Origin of the sequence: Variovorax sp. RO1, from assembly GCF_002849325.1 — a bacterium.
GTDB lineage: Bacteria > Pseudomonadota > Gammaproteobacteria > Burkholderiales > Burkholderiaceae_C > Variovorax.
Genome location: NZ_PKMT01000001.1, coordinates 1,183,611 through 1,201,257 on the forward strand (window position 1 = coordinate 1,183,611; position 17,647 = coordinate 1,201,257).

Genomic DNA, 17,647 nt, shown 5'->3' on the forward strand with positions numbered 1-17,647 from the left:
ACTGACTGATTGAACGAATGAACCGCTTCGCCTCACGGCGGGCCATCGATGCAGATCGATCGATGCGAACGTGAGGCACAAAAGGCGACGGCCACGGTGCGCGAACACCATGACCGTCTAACCAAGTGACGTGCAATCTTTGAGAAGGAGCACAACAAATGGCTAAACGAATTATGGCCCGCGCTACCGAGTCGGCCTCTCCCCACGCGACCAAACCCAGCGCAGCAGACCTGCTGGAATGCAAGCTGGAACAACTGAACTCACTGCTGTGGTGCTGCTACGGCGCCGGCGATGGGTGGTTCGAAGAGGCGGGGGCAGGGCATCGGGACAACCTGCTGTGGATCGCTTCGGATTTGGCGAGGGACGCGGCGGCGTTGTTTCAGGAGAGTGGGGGGGAGAGCCTTTCCCGGCCCACATCGGCGCTGCTTCGTCAGTGAACCTGGTAGATCACCTCAACATGACCGTGTTTGGATCAAGCCGACGAATAGATATACCAAAGCGACCAATGTTGTTGGTGCTCTGGTAGATCGAAAAAGGCGGCTTGCCAGTCTGCACGCGTTCTGCCAGTAGTTGGGCGATACATGTGCGCGTCGCCTCGCTCGCTCTTGCGCCAAGAATCACACCGGAAATAGCCCTGCGGCCGAGCTGAATGAAGCAGCTCTGTATCGGTGCTACGACCCGCCATTCGGCCTCGTATTTCCACGTAAGCGCCTTGACAAGATAGTGGTCTTGTTCACGGCCTATTGGTGTTGGAACCGTGATCGTTGGAAACGTGTTTGCGTATATAACGGACCTTGCAAGCAAGAACATTTCCTCTTCATATGTCGAGTACTGGATGCAAATTCCTCGAGACTCATCTGCATAGTGAGTCCACATTTGCATCTGGCGTGGGTTCTGCGACGCGCAAAATACGCCCAGCTCCCTACGCTGATGCGCCTTGAACGAAGCGATTTGCTCCGACGTCATACGCGCTCGTTCAATTTGTCGAAGAAATTGCATTCGCTTTGCTGGAGGCATGGGAGAAAGCAGAGCCGAACTATTCTTGGTCCAGCTGCGCCGTTCCTTCGCATTTCTATTCTCTTCGAGGGTGAAGTCAAGGTCCTGCGGATCATTCAGTGAAGAAGGAGATGCCATCCAAACCCTGTCATCGATCAAGAGCGACTTCAACTTGCGGACAGATTCGTCATCGCTCGCATTCAGTGGTCGATACTTGTATAGAAAGCGCGGGGAGTCTTCTGATATGAGCGACCTACCGCTAGAAAGACCGTGACGGCGCTCTCGCAAGGAGCGTCTCACCCACTCCTCCATCAGTTCGGGTGAAGACATCGCTTCGACCAAATGTCGGGAGTAGCATGTCAAGGGATTTCCTGGCCCTTCTAGAGGGAGAAGGAAGCTCGAAAGGTTCTCTCGAACACTGCGAGCATTGCTTGGGTCTTTACGCACAGGGCCTCACTATTGCTGATGATTTGTCGGCGTCGACGGTGTGTGGAAAGACTACTTCTCTTTCTCCATGCAAACGATCGCGCGATCGATTTTTTGCGGCAATGTCGTCGGAGAGGCGGAAGGTGTCCCAGATGATTTTGCTTTGAAACTCCTCAACTCAAGTTGATCCAACTTATTCCTAATGCGCGACCTTCCCTTCAGCCCCGCCGCAGACCGCAACAAACAACCCATCCTCGATGCCCTGACCCGCATCCTCGATGAGCGCGGCACCGCCTTGGAAATCGCCTCCGGCACAGGCCAACACGCCGCCTGGTTCGCCGCCGCCATGCCTTCATGGACCTGGCAGCCCACCGACGCAGACGCCCGCTCGCTCCCCGCGATCGCCAGTCGCGTCGAGCAAGCCGCGTTGCCCAATCTGCGCGCGCCGCAGCTGCTCGACGTGATGGCGCCGCAGTGGCCGTCGCAAGGTCCCGCGTTCGCTCAAGGCAAAGAAGAAAAGTTCGACGCCATCTACTGCGCCAACATGCTGCACATCGCACCCTGGCCCACCTGCGCCGCGTTGATGGCCGGTGCCGCGCGGCATCTGCGTTCCGGCTCCGGCGTGCTGATCACCTACGGGCCTTACTTCGAAGACGAAGCACAGCACGGCCCCACGGCACCGAGCAATCTGGCGTTCGACGAAGACCTGCGCGCGCGCAATCCCGCCTGGGGCATTCGCCGTCTCGACGACGTGGTGGCAGAAGCGCGTCGCGTCGGCCTCGCGTTGCGCGAGCGGCACGCGATGCCCTCGAACAACCTGCTGCTGGTCTTCGGCTTCAGCGGATGAAGATGAAGCGCGAGGGCGTCATCGCCCGCCAAGGGGCTCTGCATTGCGATCCGGCGCACTCGCGCTAGAGTCGGGCCACGTCCACAAGACCGGCCTGCGCCCATGCTCGACACATCTCTGCCGACGCCCTCACGTTCTTCCCCCGCATCGCTGTTGCTCTCGCAGCGGCTGCTGTTCCGACTGATCCCCGCCGTCACCGCCTGCCTCCTGGCCATCGGCTGCGCGAGCCCGCCGCCGACGCGCACGCCGGGCGGTTCGGTGCCCAGCAGCAACATCCCACCGCTGACGTCGGAGCAGTCGAACAGCATCACGATCCACGCGTTGGGGCTGGTCGGCACGCCGTACCGCTATGGCGGCAACTCGCCCGAGGGCGGTTTCGATTGCAGCGGGCTCATCGGCTACGTGTACCGCCAGAGCGTGGGGCAGGTGCCGCCGCGCACGGTGTCGCGCATGGCGGGCTTCGGCCGGCCGGTGCCGATGTCCGAGCTTCGCTCGGGCGACCTGGTGCTGTTCGGCTCGGCGTCGCCCACGCATGCGGGCATCTATGTGGGCGATGGGCGCTTTGTGCATGCGCCGTCGACGGGCGGGGAGGTGCGGCTCGACCGGCTCGACGGCGTGTACTGGTCGCGCCAGCCGACGCAGGCGCGCCGGCCCGGTTGATCCGACGACCCTGACGCGCTACTTCCGCGGCGACTGCACGTGCTCGGGCCGCACGCCGATGCCCACGGCGCGCGCGGGCAGGGTGCGCAGCCACGGCCAGCGCCCCAGCAGGCGCAGCGGCAAGGGCATGGGGCGGGGCGCAATCGATGACGATGCGGCAGCAGCCGTGGCCGCCTTGCGGCTGAGCACCGGCATCAGCACGCGGTCTTGCACGAGCCGCTGCGCGGCCTGCGTGACGCGCACGGGCCATTCGCGGCGGCGCTGCAGCTGGGGCAGCAGGGTGTCGATCTCCTTGTCGGTGGCGCTGCCGGCGAGCGATGCGGCCAGCAGGTTGGCGGCGGCCACGGCGTCCTGCACGGCGAGGTTGATGCCGACGCCGCCCACGGGCGACATGGCGTGCGCGGCGTCGCCGATGCACAGCAGGCCGGGGCACGACCACGATTCGAGCCGGTCGACACTCACTTCGAGCAGCTTCACGGCCTCCCAGTCGGGCAGGGCCTCGGGCAGGCGCGTGGCAAAGAAGGGCGCGATGCGCGCAATCTCGGCATGGAAGGCGGCAATGCCGCGCGATTGCAGCTCGACCCGGCCGCCCTTGCGGATGACGAAGGCGCACTGCCAGTAGTCGCCGCGGTTGAGCGTCACCAGCAAGCGGCCCGCCGCGATGTGGCCGCCGGTGGCCTCGGGGTCGCCGGGCAGCTTGGGAATGCGCATCCACAGCACGTCGATGGGCGCGCCGTAGCTGATGTGCGGCAGCGCCGCCGCGTCGCGCAGGGTGGAGTGGCGACCGTCGGCGGCGACGATGAGGGAGGCGTGCAGCTCGATGTCTCTTGGGCCGCCGCTGTCGGGGCTGCGGGCGCCGACGCGCACTTTCACGCCGTTGACGCGGCCGTTGTCCTGCAGCAGGCCGGTGGCCTCGGCGTCGGTCCACAGCTCGAAGCCGGGGTAGCGTCGCGCCTCGTCGCACATGAAGTCCAGAAACTCCCACTGCGGCATGAGCACCAGAAAGCGGGCGTGCGTGGGCAGCCGCCGGAAGTCGGCAATGGTCACGCTGCGGCCCTCGTAGGTGCCGCGCAGCTCTTCGATGCGGTTGTGCGGGCGCTGCAAGAAGGCGTCGAGCAGGCCGAGTTCGTGCAGCACTTCGAGCGTGGACGGGTGCACGGTGTCGCCCCGGAAGTCGCGCAGAAAGTCGAGGTGTTTCTCGAGCACGACGACGGGCACGCCCGCGCGCGCGAGCAGCAGGCCCAGCACCATGCCGGCCGGGCCGCCGCCGGCGATGCAGCAGCGGGGCGACGAGGGAACGGGGGCAGCGGTGGTGTGTGTGTCCATGGCTCCGATCGATCCGGTCGCGCCATGGGTGGCGTGGCCTGTGGGGTGCGCGGTGCGTGCACCCCTGGGTGTACGCACTGCGCGGCCGGACCGCCGGGGCCCGGACCTCAGGGCAGCGTGAAGCTCACGCTTTGTGCAATGAGCACGCCGTCGACCACGCGGTCGCCGACGACGGTCACGCGCTTGCTGTTGCCCAGGTCGGCAGCGGTGCCGTTTTCGAAGATGGTACCGGAGCCGCTGGCATTCACGCGCTGGCCGCGCACGATGAAGTCGGCGGCCGACACGTAGTTGGCGATGGGGCCGATCACGGTGAACGACACCGGCCCGCCGGTGCCGGGCACGTGGCGGATGCGCAGTTTCTTGACCACGAGCACCTGGCCCGAGAGGAAACCGTCGACCTCGACCTTCACGCCGTTGCCGATGGAGCCGACCGGCCCGCCGGTGATCTGCGCATTGCGCGCGTCGATTTTGTTGCCGAGCACGCGGAAGTCGCCCAGCGCGGCGAAGTCGGTGACCACGCCCGCCAGTTGCAGCGCGATGCCGTCGGCCGAGGGAATGGCGTACCAGCCCTGCACCTGGGTGGCGGTGAAGCGGCCGGCGGCCGGCACTGCGGTGCCGCGCACGCGGACGAGGGTGCCGTTGGCCAGGCTCGCGGCGTCGATGCCGGGGCCGAAGGCGGCAGCGCCGAAGTCGACGGTCAGCAGGCCGAGCGTGAACTGCTGGGTGCCGCGGTCGAGGTTCTGCACGGTGCCGGTCACCAGCGGGGCGGTGGTGGCGGGCGTCATCTGCACGCGCGTGGCGCGCAGCGTGCCCGGTGCGGCGGGCAGGCCCCACACCTGCACCACGGCGCCGTCGACGAGGTCGGTGGTGCCGTCGGCGTCAGCCCAGACGGTGGCGTTGTCGGTGGTCACGCGGGCGCCCATGACGGTGAAGCTGCCGTCCTTCAGGTCGATGGCCGACACGGCGCCGCGCAGCTCGGCGGCCGAGACGACGGTGGCGGCGATGCCGCTGGTGAAGTCGGCGTTGACCTTGCCGGCGATGCGCGCGCTCATGCCGATCTGCAGCTCGGTGGTGTCTTCGAGGCTGAAGGTGGCGTTGTCGGTGTTGTAGCGCAGGCCGTTGAGGATCACGCTGCCCATGCCGTCGGCCGCGCCGATGCCGGCGGCGTCGGCGCTCACGCCGGTGCCGCCGGAGCCCACGCCCGAGCCGTCGCCGTTGGTGTTGCTGGCGGTGCTGTCGCCGCCGCCGCCGTTGCTGCCAGTGCCCGTGCCGCTGCCGGAGCCAGCGTCACCCGAGCCGCCGTCGCCGCCCCCACCGCCGCTGCCGGTGGCCGAGGTGCCGAGGGTGCCGAAGCCCGTCGTGCCGCTACCGCCACCGCCGCCGCCTCCCCCGCAGGAGAGAAGCAGGGCCATGACGCCAGCCATCAGCAGGCCGCGCGCCAGTCGCAAGGAGGGGGAGATCGTGTTCATCGGGGAGGCTCGTTGTGCTTGGGCGCCCCGGGGGCGGGCGCGCCTTCATCGTCTTCGTAATACGTGTAGATGCCGACGCGGATGCGCGCCTTCGCGGTGGCCTCGGGCGCCGTGCGGTCGACAGCCTCGGTCATCTCGCGGGCCAGCTCGTGGTGCAGGCCGGCCCAGCGTTCGCGCACGAGGCGTTCGATGGCCGTGCAGTCGGCCAGCGTGAGCCCGCGCGCGTACACGGCGCGCTCGAGCATGCGGGGCTTGTCGTTCAGGGTGTTGGAGACGGCGGCCAGCAGGTGGTCGCGGCCGTTGTCGCCCAGGAAGGCGAGCATCGACTGCAGGTCTTCCACCGGCACGAAGCCGTCGGCCGTGAGTTCGGCGGTGCCGTCGCTTTCGGCCACCATCTGCAGGCGCACCAGTTCGTCGAGGATGGTGCGGTGGTGCACGTTGCCCCGGCTGGCCAGGCGGGCCACGCGCTCGAACGACGGCCCGTCACCCTCGGTGACGACGGGCAGGCGGCGCAGGGTGTCGTCGTCGGTGGTCATCTGTAACCACAACGTAAAAGTCTTGGCCGCCGCTGACAGCTCGGTGTGGGGCAGCGGGTCGACGGTGGCGCGGACCTTGGCGGTAACGACCTTGCGGTTCAGTCCGGTGGTGACCGAAATCTGGCTGAGGTTGGGTTTGGGCACACCCTGGCCGCGCCAGGTGCGCTGGGCTTCCTCGATGAGCAGGTCGCGCAGCAGGGCTTCCAGGTGCGGGTGCTTGACGCCCATGGCCAGCGCCAGCCGGACCACGGGCCTGAGGATGCGAGCGCAGGCGGCAAGGGCCCAGTCCAGCCGGTGTTCCATGAATGCGGAGGCGTTGTTCCTGGTGAAAGGTCGTCAAGGCAAGAGAGGCGGGACCGGCGCCCGGCCCTTGCCACGGGGCGCTATTGTCGTTGTTCGCGCGCGGGGCCGCGCCGGCCGGTCGCCGCCGGGGTCAGGTTGCGGCGCAGGTGCCGCCGCTCGACCGGGTGACAGTGGTGCGCCCCGTGGCGCTGATGGCCACGGCGCGCGACTGGTCGGCGCTCGGGGTGGCGCGGCAGATGGTCAGGCGGCTCTGGCCGGCGCCCAGGCCGGTGGCCTGGAACACGACGGCGCTGGCGCCGCCGGCCTCGCGCAGCCGGTAGCCGCTGGCGGCCGCGGGCTCGACGCGCAGCACCTGTGTGTCGCTGCGCACGATCCAGCCGGCTTCCCACTGGCCGTTGGTGCTGCAGCTGGTGCCGTTGGCCGAGGCACACAGGGTGATGGGGGCGTTGCGCTTGATGGCCTCGCTGCGCGCCAGTTGGGTGCCCGCGACCAGCGCGGTGGCGTAGCTGCTCAGCCGCGTGGACAGCCGGATGCCGTCGAACGAGGGTACGGCAATGGCGATCAGCACCACCAGCACGGCCAGCGTGACCATCAGCTCGATGAGCGTGAAACCGCGCGGCCGGACGCGGGCACGGGCTTGGGCGGGACGAACGTTGCGCATGCGAAAGGGCTCGGCGTTTACTTCTGGATGAACCAGTAGACCCGGCCCTTGGGCTGCTTGAACGCGGCCTTGGGCGCGGTGCCCTTGGGGCTGAGGAAGGAGTCGGGGTTGGCGCCGATGACCACGTCGCGCATGCCGCCGTTGCCGTCGAGCTGAACGCGGAACACGGCAGGCGAGGGCGCGAGGCCGCCGCCCACCACGTTCTGGAAGCGTCCGCCCTGGGCGGCCGCGTTGACGTACGACACGTTGTAGACGCGCGCGGTGCCGAGGTCGGCGCGGCACGACTGCGTGTTGGGGACGCTGGGCGTGTGGGTGTTGAAGGTGGTGATGCCGTAGGCGGTGACCGAGCCGGTCACGACCTGTTCGCCGGTGGCCAGCGCAAGGTACCAGCCCTTCTTGGTGGCAAGGTCCGCGGCCGTCGGGTCCTCGGCTGTGGTGATGGCCTGCAGCGAGGCATGGCACAGCACCTCGTTGCCGGTGCCGCAGCGGTCGGCCTCGCTGGTCAGCCAGGTGCTGTCGGTGGGCTTGTCCACCAGCATGTAGAAGCGGTTGGCCACGCCGAGCGCGACGTTGTAGTAGCGCAGCGGCTTCTCGCGGTCGCCCGAACCGAGCAGCACGACGTAAGCGCCGTTGTCCTCCAGCACGTCGGGCGCGAACATGAACTTGCGGTTGGGCGTGCAGGTGTCCACGGCGTTGCAGCCGAGCGAGGCGATCTTGGTCATGCGCCAGGCGGACGGTGCCGCGCTGCCGATGGCGATGCGGTACACGTTGCCACCCAGGTCGGCGGCGTAGGCGATCTTGGCGACGCCGAGCGCGTCGGTGACCACGGTCACTTCGCCGACCACGGGGCGCGCCGTGGTGAACATCTTGAGCTGCGTGCCGGTGTCGGCGTCGAGCACGTAGATCCGGTTGCCCTTCACGCCGCTGCCGCAGGCCTGGGCGGCGCTGTTGGTGTCGACGTCTTCGCACTTGTCGTAGCCGCCGCCGAAGATCAGCAGCGGGCTGTTGGCGCTGCCGTAGCCGTTGGCCTTCAGCACCTTCGGGGCCGACCAGGTCTGGCCGATGCCGTCGAAGTCGGTGTCGCAGCCGGTGTCGTCGCCCTGGTTCGGGCAGCCCTTACGCCACTTCAGCGTGGGCGTCGCGGGCGAGGAAACGTCGAAGGCGTAGATCAGCCGGCCGCCGCGGCGCATGCTGGCGTAGAGCCAGGTGTTGCTGCCCTGGCGGTAGGCGGCCACGGGGCCGTCCATGCCGTAGGGCTTGGGCGCCACCGCGCCCATGCTCACCGGCAGCTCGGGGAAGTTGACGCGCGTGGTGTTGTCGTACAGCCGCTTGAGGCTGCCGTAGAACTCGGGCGGCATGAACGACCACAGCTCGGAGCCTGCGACGGCCCCGCCGATGTCGGCGCTGCGGTTGCCGTTGATGGCGCGCAGCACGCCGTCGTTGCCACCGTAGAACACCACCACCTGAGGCGCGGCGTCGGTGCCGTAGTTGATGGCCACCGGGCGTGAGTGCACCACGTCGCCGTGCACCGAAGGCCGCATGGCGCTCGAGGGCACCGGGTTGCCCTGGGCGTTGGGCCTTTCGTCGCCCAGGTTGTCCAGGCCGCGCACCCAGTTGATGAGCTTCGCACGCTCGGTGTCGTCGGCCGTGCCCAGCGCGGCGCGGGTGATGTCGGTGTTGCCGGCGTTGAACGCCGTGAGCGCCGTGCAGCCACCGGGCGCACAGGTCTTCATGTTGCGGCTGCCAGGCAAGACATGGCGAAGCATGTAGCCTTGCGCGCCTTTCTCGACCACGTTGCCGTCGGGGCTGTCGGCGGCCTCTTTGCCAATGCAGTCGCCGGACTTGCGGAAGCTCCAGTAGGTGTCGGTCGTGCTGGGCGCGGGCGTCCAGAAACTGCGCGCGCACGGCGCCACGAAGCCGGTCTGGTTGTTGATGGCGTTGGCGCCGACCGCGTCCTGCAGGATCAGCTGGTTGCTGCTGTCCAGGCCGAGCTTGTACTGCTTGAGGTTGCCGTTCCAGCGCGGAAACGCGTCCTGGTCGGGGCGGAACATGCCGACGAACACCTGGTTCAGGTAGGTGCCTTGCGTGTTCACGCTCACGGGCAGGCTCACCGAGGAGAACACGCTGTTGACCGACTGGATCTTGCTGAAGATGTCGTCCAGCGCTTCGCCAAGCGCGGCGCCGAGTTCGGGCTTGCCGGTGATGTCGTAGTACTCGCCCTTGCTCTCCTTGGCGACGCTCTGCATCAGCGCGGTCCAGCCCGGCCCCTGGCCCTGGTCGGCCTTGGCGGCCTCGATGGTGTAGACCTTCACGCCCATGTTGGTCTGCAGGAAGCGCGCCCATTCATCGGCCGTGTTGTCCTGCGAGCCGCTGGTGCCCAGGGTGATCTGGGCGGTGCTGCCGCCGGCGGCGCGCAGCGCCTCGTTCGACAGCTGGTTGTCGTTGTTGTTGTCCTGCGCCGCGCCGTTGCTGATGTAGATGACGAAGGTGCCGGTGCAGTTCTCGGTGCTCGGGCCGACATAGGCGTTGGCGTTGAAGCTGGCGAGCGCGTTGCGCGGCAGGGCATAGATGGCCTTCGATGCCGGGGTGCCGCTCACGTTGCCGGCGTAGTCGGTCTTGACCTTGCCGTTGCCGGCGATCGGTGCGCCGCTGGACAGGTAGCGGTAGACCTCGGCCATGGTCTTGCCGGCCTTGCCGCCGTTGGACTTGTCGCCGACCTTGTCGAGGCCGCTGAGCATGGCGCTGTACGTGTCCTTGGTGGGCGCATCGAGCGTGCGCACCGCGGCGCGCACGTAACCACCGTCGGTATTCGAGTTGCCCTGGCCGGTCTCCGTGAACATCATCAGGCCGACCTTGAACCGGGCGTCCTTCAGGCTGGCGAATGCGTTGGAGAGCGCGGCGATCTCGGCCGTGAAGGGCTGGTTCCAGTTGGCCGTGTTGTCCAGCACGAACAGCACGTTGGGCGACTGGGCGGCGACGGGGTTGTAGCCCACGAAGAGATCGATGTCCTCCGCCTGCGCAGCCTGCATCGGCAGCGCGAGCAGCACGGCGGCCCACAGCGTGGTGAGTAGTTTCCTTGTCATGGCGGGGGCCCGTTCATCGTCGTGGTTCAAGAGGAGGCTGGCGTGGGCTCGGCTGGCGCGACCGGCGGCGGTGCGCACAGCGCATCGAACTGCGCCTTGTTGAGCAGCGCCCGCACGCCCTGGCGCACGGAGGTCGTGGCGCCGGTGGCGCCAGCGGTGACGTCGGTCACGGTGGTGCTGATGTCCCACACGGCGTTGTACTGGTCGGGCAGGGCCGCGAGCCCCGAGCCGCTGCTGGATGCGCCGCCGGTGATGCCGCCCGGGCCCGTGCTGCCGCCGCCGCCGGTGTCGACGGCCTTGGTGGCGCGCACGCACACGGGCGGAGCGATGGTGACCTTGTAGTCGTCCACGCCGTCGTTGTTGATGTCGACCATGCTCACAGTGCCCTGCGGCGGCGCGAGCGACGGGGTGCCGTCGCTGCCGGGCACCAGCAGGCTGGCGGCGACTTCCTCGATCGCGCGGTTGGCGGCGGCCACGGCTTCGTTGCGGGTCTGCAGGTTGCCCACGGCTTTGAGGTTGGCGCTGCTGAGGTTGAAGCCGGCGGTGACCACGAGCGTGATCAGCAGCAGCATGATCATCCCGATGATCAGCGCGGCGCCGCGCTGGGCGGCGGTTGTGCGGCCAGAGTGCACGCGTGGCTTCATGGCGTTTCTCTCCGGCCGGTGACGTTGGTCAGGCGCACGGTGGTCGCGAACGCGTGCCGCTTGTAGTGGTCGTTGAACGGCCCGAGCGCTACAGCGCCCATCTGGTACCTGCGCGTGTCGGTGTGGCCCGGCGAGATGGCGGCGGCGCGCGCGAGCACGTGCAGCTTCACGGCCACCACGTTCACCAGCTGGTCGGCGGTGCAGGTTGCGCCGCAGTGAACGAACGCGCCGTCGGGGCTGCCGTCGCCGCGGTTGGCGGGCGTGGATTTGTCGGCGGCGTCGGCCCACGCGATGGCCTGGACGTAGTTGACGGCGGCGCCGGTCTTGCTCAGTGTGTCCAGGCCGAGTTCGACGCGAAAGCCCTCGACGCCTTCGATCAGCGGCGTGGGCGGTTGCTGTGCGAGCGTGCCGTCCACCAGGTCGAAGCGCGAGCGGGCCAGCGTGGGAATGCCGTCGCCCACGGCCTCGGCGTAGTCGCGCACGTAGTAGATGTCGGTCACCAGCTTGCGCTTGGGCGAAGGGGTGGTGCAGTCCTTGAGGAACATCTGGTCGAAGGCGCCGGTCGAGAGGTCGAACGACGAGGGCTTTTGCGTGCCGCACAGCGACGACTGGAAGTACATCGCGCCGGCCACGTCGGCTTCACAGTTGGTGGTGCCCGGCAGGCAGGTTTCGGCGTGGCGCACGACGACGATGTCGGTGCCGGTCTTGTGGCGCGGCAAAAGGTCGGTGCAGGTGACGGGCACGCTGTTGTAGACCTGCACGGGCAGGTCGAGCAGCTGGCGCTTGTAGTCCTCGGTCCAGTTCGCGGCCGAGTAGGCCAGGCACGGGTCGGGCACGGCACCCGTGGGCACGTGCGTGGGCGCGACGTTGACGGTGAGGTCGTCGAACTCGGGCATGTAGTTTTCCCAGAAGCCCGCGTGGGAGATCTCGTTCTCGAGCACGAAGATGCTCAGGCGCCCGGTTTCGATCTGGCGGTTGACGCGTTCCATCTCGCGCTGGGAGCCGCTCACGTTGAGGAACAGCGTGAGCAGCGCGGCCATCACGATGAGCATGATGGTGATGGCCACCATCAGCTCGATCAGCGTCAGCCCGCGCTGGGCGCGGCGCGCAGTGGTGAGGCGCGGGTTCATGAGAGCGATCCGATGCGCACGAGCGTGGTCACGGTGCGGCGGCACAGGTCGTTGATGCACTTCGAACCGGTGCCGCCGTCGTAGGCGTCCTTGCCGCAGGGCACGCCGGCCGGCGGCGCCGAGATCGGCCCGAGGCCCTGCCAGGCGACGGTGACGAGGTACTCGTTGTTGCCCATGTCTGCCACGCAGCCGCGCCCGCCGATCACGGTGCCGAGCTTGTCGTTGCCCGAGAACTCGGCGGCGCCCTGCAGCGCGTTGCACCATTCCCTGGCGTCGATCTGCTGGCGCGTGCCGGTGCCGGTGGGGCAGGCATCGATCCCACCCAGCGGCGCGCTGGTGGCGTAGCTGGCCGCCATGCGGCGGTTGATGGCGATGCGGCTGGCCATGTCGTTGAGCAGCATCAGCGCCTGCGAGCGCTGGTACGACTCCATCTCGGAAGCCTGCAGCCGGGCCTGCAGCCCCACGAGGCCGAACAGGCCGAAGGCCAGGACAAGCAGGGTGACCAGCACTTCGATCAGCGTGGCGCCGCGCTGGCGCCGGAGGGCAGGGCTCACCATTTGTTGCCCGGCGTCTTCACGCCTTCGCTGGTGAGTCCGAGGTTGCCGTCGCTTTGCTGGTTGCCGATCGCGGTGAAGGTGATCGTGAAGGTGGGCGGGCCGGATTCCTGAAGCGTGACGGCGTAGCTGTAGTTGCCGGCGACCTCTGCGGGCAGGCTGTAGCCGCTGGCGGTCAGGGCCGTCGTGTCGGCGTAGCTGCGGTTGGCAATGAGGAACTGTTGCTGCCGGTTGGCGATGTCCATCATCTGCGCCTGGGCCGCCGAGCGCTTGGCGCGGATCACGTACTGCCGGTAACTGGGCAGGGCGATCGACGCCAGGATGGCCACGATGGCCACCGTGATCATGACCTCGATCAATGTGAAGCCGCCGCTTGTGCGCGCCTGCGAATGCTGGGTCATCGTGGACTCGTCAGAGTTGTTTCACATTGTTAGTGAATGTGAATTTATCACATTTAACGTAAGCACAACCGCTCCGCAGTACTGCCAATGACTGCCTGTCAGAAGGTAGTTAGGGGTTATCCATTAGGCAATTCCACCCGCCCGGCCCACGCAGTTCGACGGATGCGGCGCCGCGGCGGGCGGGGAACACTCGCCCGGTTCATATCGAGGAGACATACGCATGCCTAACATTCGCCGCCATCTGGTGTGGCTGGCCGTGGCCGTGCTCGGCGCTTTTGCGCTGGGCACCGTCGCCCTGAGCCGGGGGGAAAGCATCAACGCCCTCTGGGTCGTGACCGCCGCCCTCTGCACCTACCTGATCGCCTACCGCTACTACAGCCTGTTCATCGCCGACAAGGTGCTGGGGCTCGACGCCAACCGCAAGACGCCCGCGCACCGCCACAACGACGGCCTGGACTACGTGCCGACCGACAAGAACGTGCTGTTCGGCCACCACTTCGCCGCCATTGCGGGCGCCGGTCCGCTGGTGGGCCCGGTGCTCGCCGCGCAGATGGGCTACCTGCCCGGTTTGCTGTGGGTGCTGGCGGGCGTGGTGTTCGCGGGGGCGGTGCAGGACTTCATCATCCTGTTCATCTCCACGCGCCGCGACGGCCGCTCGCTGGGCGACCTGGTCAAGCAGGAGATGGGCGTGGTGCCCGGCATGATCGCGCTGTTCGGCACCTTCATGATCATGATCATCATCCTGGCGGTGCTGGCCCTCATCGTCGTGAAAGCGCTGGCCGAATCGCCGTGGGGCAGCTTCACGGTGGCCGCGACGATTCCGGTGGCGCTGTTCATGGGCGTGTACCTGCGCTACATCCGCCCGGGCCGCATCGGCGAGGTGTCGGTGATCGGCTTCGTGCTGCTGATGGCGGCCATCTTCGGCGGCCAGTGGGTCAGCCAGCATCCGGTGTGGGGTCCGGCCTTCACCTTCGACGGCAAGGCGCTCACCTGGATGCTCGTGGGCTACGGCTTCGTCGCCGCCAGCCTGCCGGTGTGGCTGCTGCTGGCGCCGCGCGACTACCTGTCGACCTTCCTGAAGATCGGCACGATCATCGCGCTGGCCATCGGCATCGTGGTCGTGATGCCGACGCTGCAGATGCCCGCCCTCACGCAGTTTGCGCAGGGCAACGGCCCGGTGTGGTCGGGCAGCATGTTCCCGTTCCTGTTCATCACCATCGCCTGCGGCGCCGTCTCGGGCTTTCACGCGCTGATCTCTTCGGGCACCACGCCCAAGATGCTCGACAACGAGCGCCACGCGCGCTTCATCGGCTACGGCGGCATGCTGGCCGAGTCGTTCGTTGCGGTGATGGCGCTGGTGGCAGCCTCGTGCATCGAGCCGGGCATCTACTTCGCGATGAACAGCCCGGGCGCGTTGGTCGGCACCACGGTGCAGCAGGCTGCGGCAACGATCTCCGGCTGGGGCTTCGTGGTCACGCCCGAGATGCTGCTGCAGACGGCAAAGGACGTGGGCGAGACCACCATCCTCGGGCGCACCGGCGGCGCGCCGACGCTGGCCGTGGGCATGGCCCACATCCTTCACCAGGTGATCGGCGGTCAGGCCATGATGGCCTTCTGGTACCACTTCGCGATCCTGTTCGAGGCGCTGTTCATCCTCACGGCGGTGGACGCTGGCACGCGCGCCGGCCGCTTCATGCTGCAGGACCTGCTGGGCAGCTTCGTGCCCGCGCTCAAGCGCACCGACTCGCTGCCGGCCAACCTGATCGCCACCGCGCTGTGCGTGTCGGCCTGGGGCTACTTCCTGTACCAGGGCGTGGTCGATCCGCTGGGCGGCATCAACACGCTGTGGCCGCTGTTCGGCATCTCCAACCAGATGCTGGCCGCGGTGGCGCTGATGCTGGGCGTGGTCGTGCTGTTCCGCATGAAGCGCGAGCGCTACGCCTGGGTGGCGGCGGCGCCGGCCGTGTGGCTGCTGGCCTGCACGCTGACGGCGGGCTGGCAGAAGATCTTCTCGAGCGATCCGAAGATCGGCTTCCTGTCGCACGCCGCCAAGTACGCCGACGGCCTGGCCAACGGCGTGCTGATTGCACCGGCCAAGACGCCCGAAGCCATGTCGCGCATCGTCTTCAACGACCGACTCGACGCCGCGCTGTGCGCGCTCTTCATCTTCGTGGTGCTGAGCGTGCTGGTCTACAGCATCAAAGCCTGCTTCGCGGCCCGTGCGGCCAACCGGCCGACCACGCAGGAAACGCCGTTCGAGTCGATGGGCGCGGCCTCGTCCGCCGCCCACTGAACGCCATGGGCCTCGCCATGCCCGAAGCCGGGCGCTACATCGCCCGGTCGATCAAGCAGTCGCTGCGGCTCATGGTCGGGCTGCCCGACTACGACGTCTACCTGACGCACATGGCGGCCACCCACCCCGACCGGGCGCCGATGAGCTACGAGGAGTTCTTCCGCGAACGGCTCGAGGCGCGCTACGGCGGGGGCAAGGGGCGCTGCTGCTGACAGGCAGCGGCCGACAGAGAGAAAAAGGGCGCATGCGATGCGCCCTTTTTTCATTTCACGAGCCGTCGAGGATCTGCGCCATCCGCAGCGCCGCCGGCGAGAGCGGCCGGTTCTTCAGGCTCAGCCGGTACAGCGGTCGCGACAGCACCACGCCCGGCAGCTTCAGCTCGCGCAGCGTGCCCAGCGCGAGCATGTCGGCCACCACCACGCGCGGCAGCATCGAGATGCCGACGCCGCTGGCCACGGTGCGCGCAATGGCTTCGTTGCTCGCCATTTCCATCCACGGTGGCGCGTCGATGCCGTGCGCCGCGCACAGTGCCTCGGTGGCCTGGCGCGTGCCCGAGCCGGGCTCGCGCAAGATCCAGTTCTGCCGGCCCAGCAGCGCAGCCGTCACGCCGCGGCGGGGCAGCGCGGCGTCGGGCGGCGCCACGATGGCGAGCGGGTCGGTGGTCCATTCGCGCACGTCGATGCGTGCTTCGCTGTCCGCATCCACGCGGCCCTCGACCAGCGCGAGGTCGATGCGGCATTCGAGCAACTGCTCGCACACCCACTGCGTGTTGCCGACCGTGACGCGCGGCACCACCGCCGGAAAGGCCGCGCAGAAGGCCGCGATCTGCGGCGGCAGCCAGTAGCTCGCCACCGTGGTGCTGGCGCCCAGCGTGAGGCTGCCGCGCTGCACGCCGACACGCGCACGCACGTCGTCGAGCGCCGCGCGCTCCATCGCGAAGATGCCGCGCGCATGCGTGAGCAGCGACGCGCCGGCCTCCGTGAGCCGGAAACCCTTGCCCGCGCCGCGCTCGATGAGCGTCAGGTCGAGCTGGTGCTCCAGCTCGCGGATGCCCTTGGACACCGCCGGCTGGCTGATCCACAGGCCCTCAGCCGCGCGCGAGAAGCTGCCCGCCTCGGCCACGGCAACGAACAGGCGCACCAGGTGCAAGTTGAGGGTCATAACTTAACTTCATGCATCGGTGAAGTTTATGTCTTTGACTCATGGTGTGTCGATTCCTAAGCTTGGGCCCATGTCGTCCCTTGCCGCCTCCTTGCCCGGTTTCTCCTTCGTTCGCCGCTGCGGCCCCGGCGTGCTTTTCGCCGCAGCGCTGGCGGCTGCCGCCGCGCTGCTGGCCGAATGGCCGCCGATGGTGCACCTGGGCCTGAGCGCGCTGACCTTGGCCATCGCACTGGGCATGGTGGCGGGCAACACGGTGTTCCCCGCGGTGTCGGACCGCACGGGTGCCGGCGTGGACTTTGCGCGCAGCGTGCTGCTGCGCGCGGGCATCGTGCTCTACGGTTTTCGCATCTCGCTGAGTGACATTGGCGCCGTCGGCTGGCCCGGCGTGCTGATCGCGATGGCGATGGTGGCGCTGACCTTCGGCCTCGCCGTGCGCATCGGCACGCGCTGGCTGGGGCTCGACCGCGAGACGGCCGCGCTGATCGGCGCGGGCAGTGCCATCTGCGGCGCCGCCGCCGTGATGGCCACGCAGCCCGTGGTGCGCGGCGAAGAGCACAAGGTGTCGATCGCCGTCGCCACGGTGGTCGTGTTCGGCACGCTGTCGATGGTGCTGTACCCGCTGGTCTACCCGTACCTCGGCCTCACGGAACATGCCTTCGGTCTCTTCGCGGGATCGACCATCCACGAGGTGGCGCAGGTGGTCGCGGTCGGCGAGGCGGTCAGCCCGGGTGCGGCGAACGCGGCCGTGGTCGAGAAGATGCTGCGCGTGATGATGCTGGCGCCGTTCCTCATGGGCCTGTCGTTCCGCGTGGCGGCATCGACACCGGGCGCGACGAGCCTGCGCGCCTGCTGGCGCCAGGTGCGCGTGCCATGGTTCGCGGTGCTGTTCATCGCCGTGAGTGCTGTGCATTCGCTCGACGTGCTGCCGCGCGCCCTGGTCGCCGCGCTGGTGCAGCTCGACACGCTGCTGCTCGCCACCGCCATGGCCGCAATGGGCCTGCGCACCAGCGCCGCGAGCCTGCGCAAGGCCGGGGCGCAACCGCTCAAGCTGGGAGCGCTGCTGTTCGTGTTTTTGACGGTCGGCGGCTATGCGGTGAATGTGGCTGTGCTGGCGATGTTCTGAGTGAGGTTCGCGTGGGGCTCAGGCGCCGCCTGAG

At 68.0% G+C, this 17,647-nt stretch carries 17 protein-coding genes; 6 read left to right on the forward strand and 11 right to left on the reverse strand.

Translation table 11 applies throughout. The features are described 5' to 3' along the window. Nucleotides 1-158 precede the first annotated feature (158 nt). Complete coding sequence (locus CY658_RS05765; protein WP_257884733.1) at nt 159-437, forward strand: hypothetical protein; 279 nt, start codon at nt 159-161, stop codon at nt 435-437. 10 nt (nt 438-447) lie between these two features. Here the strand turns inward: CY658_RS05765 and CY658_RS05770 are convergent, their stop codons facing one another. Then, nucleotides 448-1,326, reverse strand: a complete 879-nt coding sequence (locus CY658_RS05770) for a DUF2971 domain-containing protein (protein WP_143713616.1) — start codon at nt 1,324-1,326, stop codon at nt 448-450. A gap of 298 nt (nt 1,327-1,624) precedes the next feature. Here CY658_RS05770 and CY658_RS05775 point away from each other — a divergent pair, with 298 nt between their 5' ends. Together CY658_RS05775 and CY658_RS05780 are read left to right on the forward strand one after the other, a co-directional pair. Beyond that, a complete protein-coding gene (locus CY658_RS05775) occupies nt 1,625-2,269 on the forward strand; it encodes a DUF938 domain-containing protein (RefSeq protein WP_101489255.1) in 645 nt (214 codons plus the stop codon). 102 nt (nt 2,270-2,371) lie between these two features. Next, nucleotides 2,372-2,929 carry a C40 family peptidase gene (locus CY658_RS05780; RefSeq protein ID WP_101489256.1) on the forward strand — a complete coding sequence of 186 codons (558 nt, stop codon included), beginning with the start codon at nt 2,372-2,374 and terminating at the stop codon, nt 2,927-2,929. An 18-nt stretch (nt 2,930-2,947) separates the two neighbouring features. Here the strand turns inward: CY658_RS05780 and CY658_RS05785 are convergent, their stop codons facing one another. The 9 genes from CY658_RS05785 to CY658_RS05825 all read right to left on the reverse strand — a co-directional run bounded on the left by CY658_RS05785 (nt 2,948) and on the right by CY658_RS05825 (nt 13,036). Further along, nucleotides 2,948-4,255 carry an FAD-dependent oxidoreductase gene (locus CY658_RS05785; RefSeq protein WP_101489257.1) on the reverse strand — a complete coding sequence of 436 codons (1,308 nt, stop codon included), beginning with the start codon at nt 4,253-4,255 and terminating at the stop codon, nt 2,948-2,950. Nucleotides 4,256-4,362: 107 nt separating this feature from the next. Next, the gene (locus CY658_RS05790) at nt 4,363-5,724 is read right to left on the reverse strand and encodes a DUF5666 domain-containing protein (RefSeq protein ID WP_101489258.1); all 1,362 of its coding nucleotides are present in this window, start codon (nt 5,722-5,724) and stop codon (nt 4,363-4,365) included. Beyond that, complete coding sequence (locus CY658_RS05795) at nt 5,721-6,563, reverse strand: DUF6502 family protein (protein WP_101489259.1); 843 nt, start codon at nt 6,561-6,563, stop codon at nt 5,721-5,723. The genes CY658_RS05790 and CY658_RS05795 overlap by 4 nt, the downstream gene beginning before the upstream one ends. A 130-nt stretch (nt 6,564-6,693) precedes the next feature. Next, complete coding sequence (locus CY658_RS05800; RefSeq protein WP_101489260.1) at nt 6,694-7,224, reverse strand: GspH/FimT family pseudopilin; 531 nt, start codon at nt 7,222-7,224, stop codon at nt 6,694-6,696. A 17-nt stretch (nt 7,225-7,241) separates the two neighbouring features. Further along, on the reverse strand, nt 7,242-10,307 hold the full coding sequence (locus CY658_RS05805) for a pilus assembly protein (protein WP_101489261.1): 3,066 nt from the start codon (nt 10,305-10,307) through the stop codon (nt 7,242-7,244). Nucleotides 10,308-10,333: 26 nt separating this feature from the next. Then, complete coding sequence (locus CY658_RS05810; RefSeq protein WP_101489262.1) at nt 10,334-10,951, reverse strand: pilus assembly PilX family protein; 618 nt, start codon at nt 10,949-10,951, stop codon at nt 10,334-10,336. Beyond that, nucleotides 10,948-12,081 carry a PilW family protein gene (locus CY658_RS05815; protein ID WP_101489263.1) on the reverse strand — a complete coding sequence of 378 codons (1,134 nt, stop codon included), beginning with the start codon at nt 12,079-12,081 and terminating at the stop codon, nt 10,948-10,950. The genes CY658_RS05810 and CY658_RS05815 overlap by 4 nt, the downstream gene beginning before the upstream one ends. Next, entirely contained in the window at nt 12,078-12,635 is a 558-nt protein-coding gene (locus CY658_RS05820) for a prepilin-type N-terminal cleavage/methylation domain-containing protein (protein ID WP_257884735.1), read from the reverse strand. The genes CY658_RS05815 and CY658_RS05820 overlap by 4 nt, the downstream gene beginning before the upstream one ends. After that, nucleotides 12,632-13,036 (reverse strand): type IV pilin protein, encoded by a 405-nt coding sequence (locus CY658_RS05825; protein ID WP_101489265.1) that lies wholly within the window; start codon nt 13,034-13,036, stop codon nt 12,632-12,634. The genes CY658_RS05820 and CY658_RS05825 overlap by 4 nt, the downstream gene beginning before the upstream one ends. A gap of 220 nt (nt 13,037-13,256) precedes the next feature. Between CY658_RS05825 and CY658_RS05830 the strand changes: the two genes are divergently transcribed. Together CY658_RS05830 and CY658_RS05835 are read left to right on the forward strand one after the other, a co-directional pair. Then, nucleotides 13,257-15,329 carry a carbon starvation CstA family protein gene (locus CY658_RS05830; protein WP_101489266.1) on the forward strand — a complete coding sequence of 691 codons (2,073 nt, stop codon included), beginning with the start codon at nt 13,257-13,259 and terminating at the stop codon, nt 15,327-15,329. A gap of 5 nt (nt 15,330-15,334) precedes the next feature. Beyond that, nucleotides 15,335-15,541, forward strand: coding sequence for a YbdD/YjiX family protein (locus CY658_RS05835; protein WP_099791847.1), 207 nt, complete (start codon nt 15,335-15,337; stop codon nt 15,539-15,541). A 55-nt stretch (nt 15,542-15,596) separates the two neighbouring features. On the opposite strand, the gene CY658_RS05840 is transcribed toward CY658_RS05835, so the two are convergent. Continuing rightward, nucleotides 15,597-16,490, reverse strand: coding sequence for a LysR substrate-binding domain-containing protein (locus CY658_RS05840; protein WP_101489267.1), 894 nt, complete (start codon nt 16,488-16,490; stop codon nt 15,597-15,599). A gap of 70 nt (nt 16,491-16,560) precedes the next feature. Between CY658_RS05840 and CY658_RS05845 the strand changes: the two genes are divergently transcribed. Beyond that, entirely contained in the window at nt 16,561-17,613 is a 1,053-nt protein-coding gene (locus tag CY658_RS05845; RefSeq protein ID WP_101489268.1) for a YeiH family protein, read from the forward strand. The last annotated feature ends 34 nt before the right edge of the window (nt 17,614-17,647 follow it).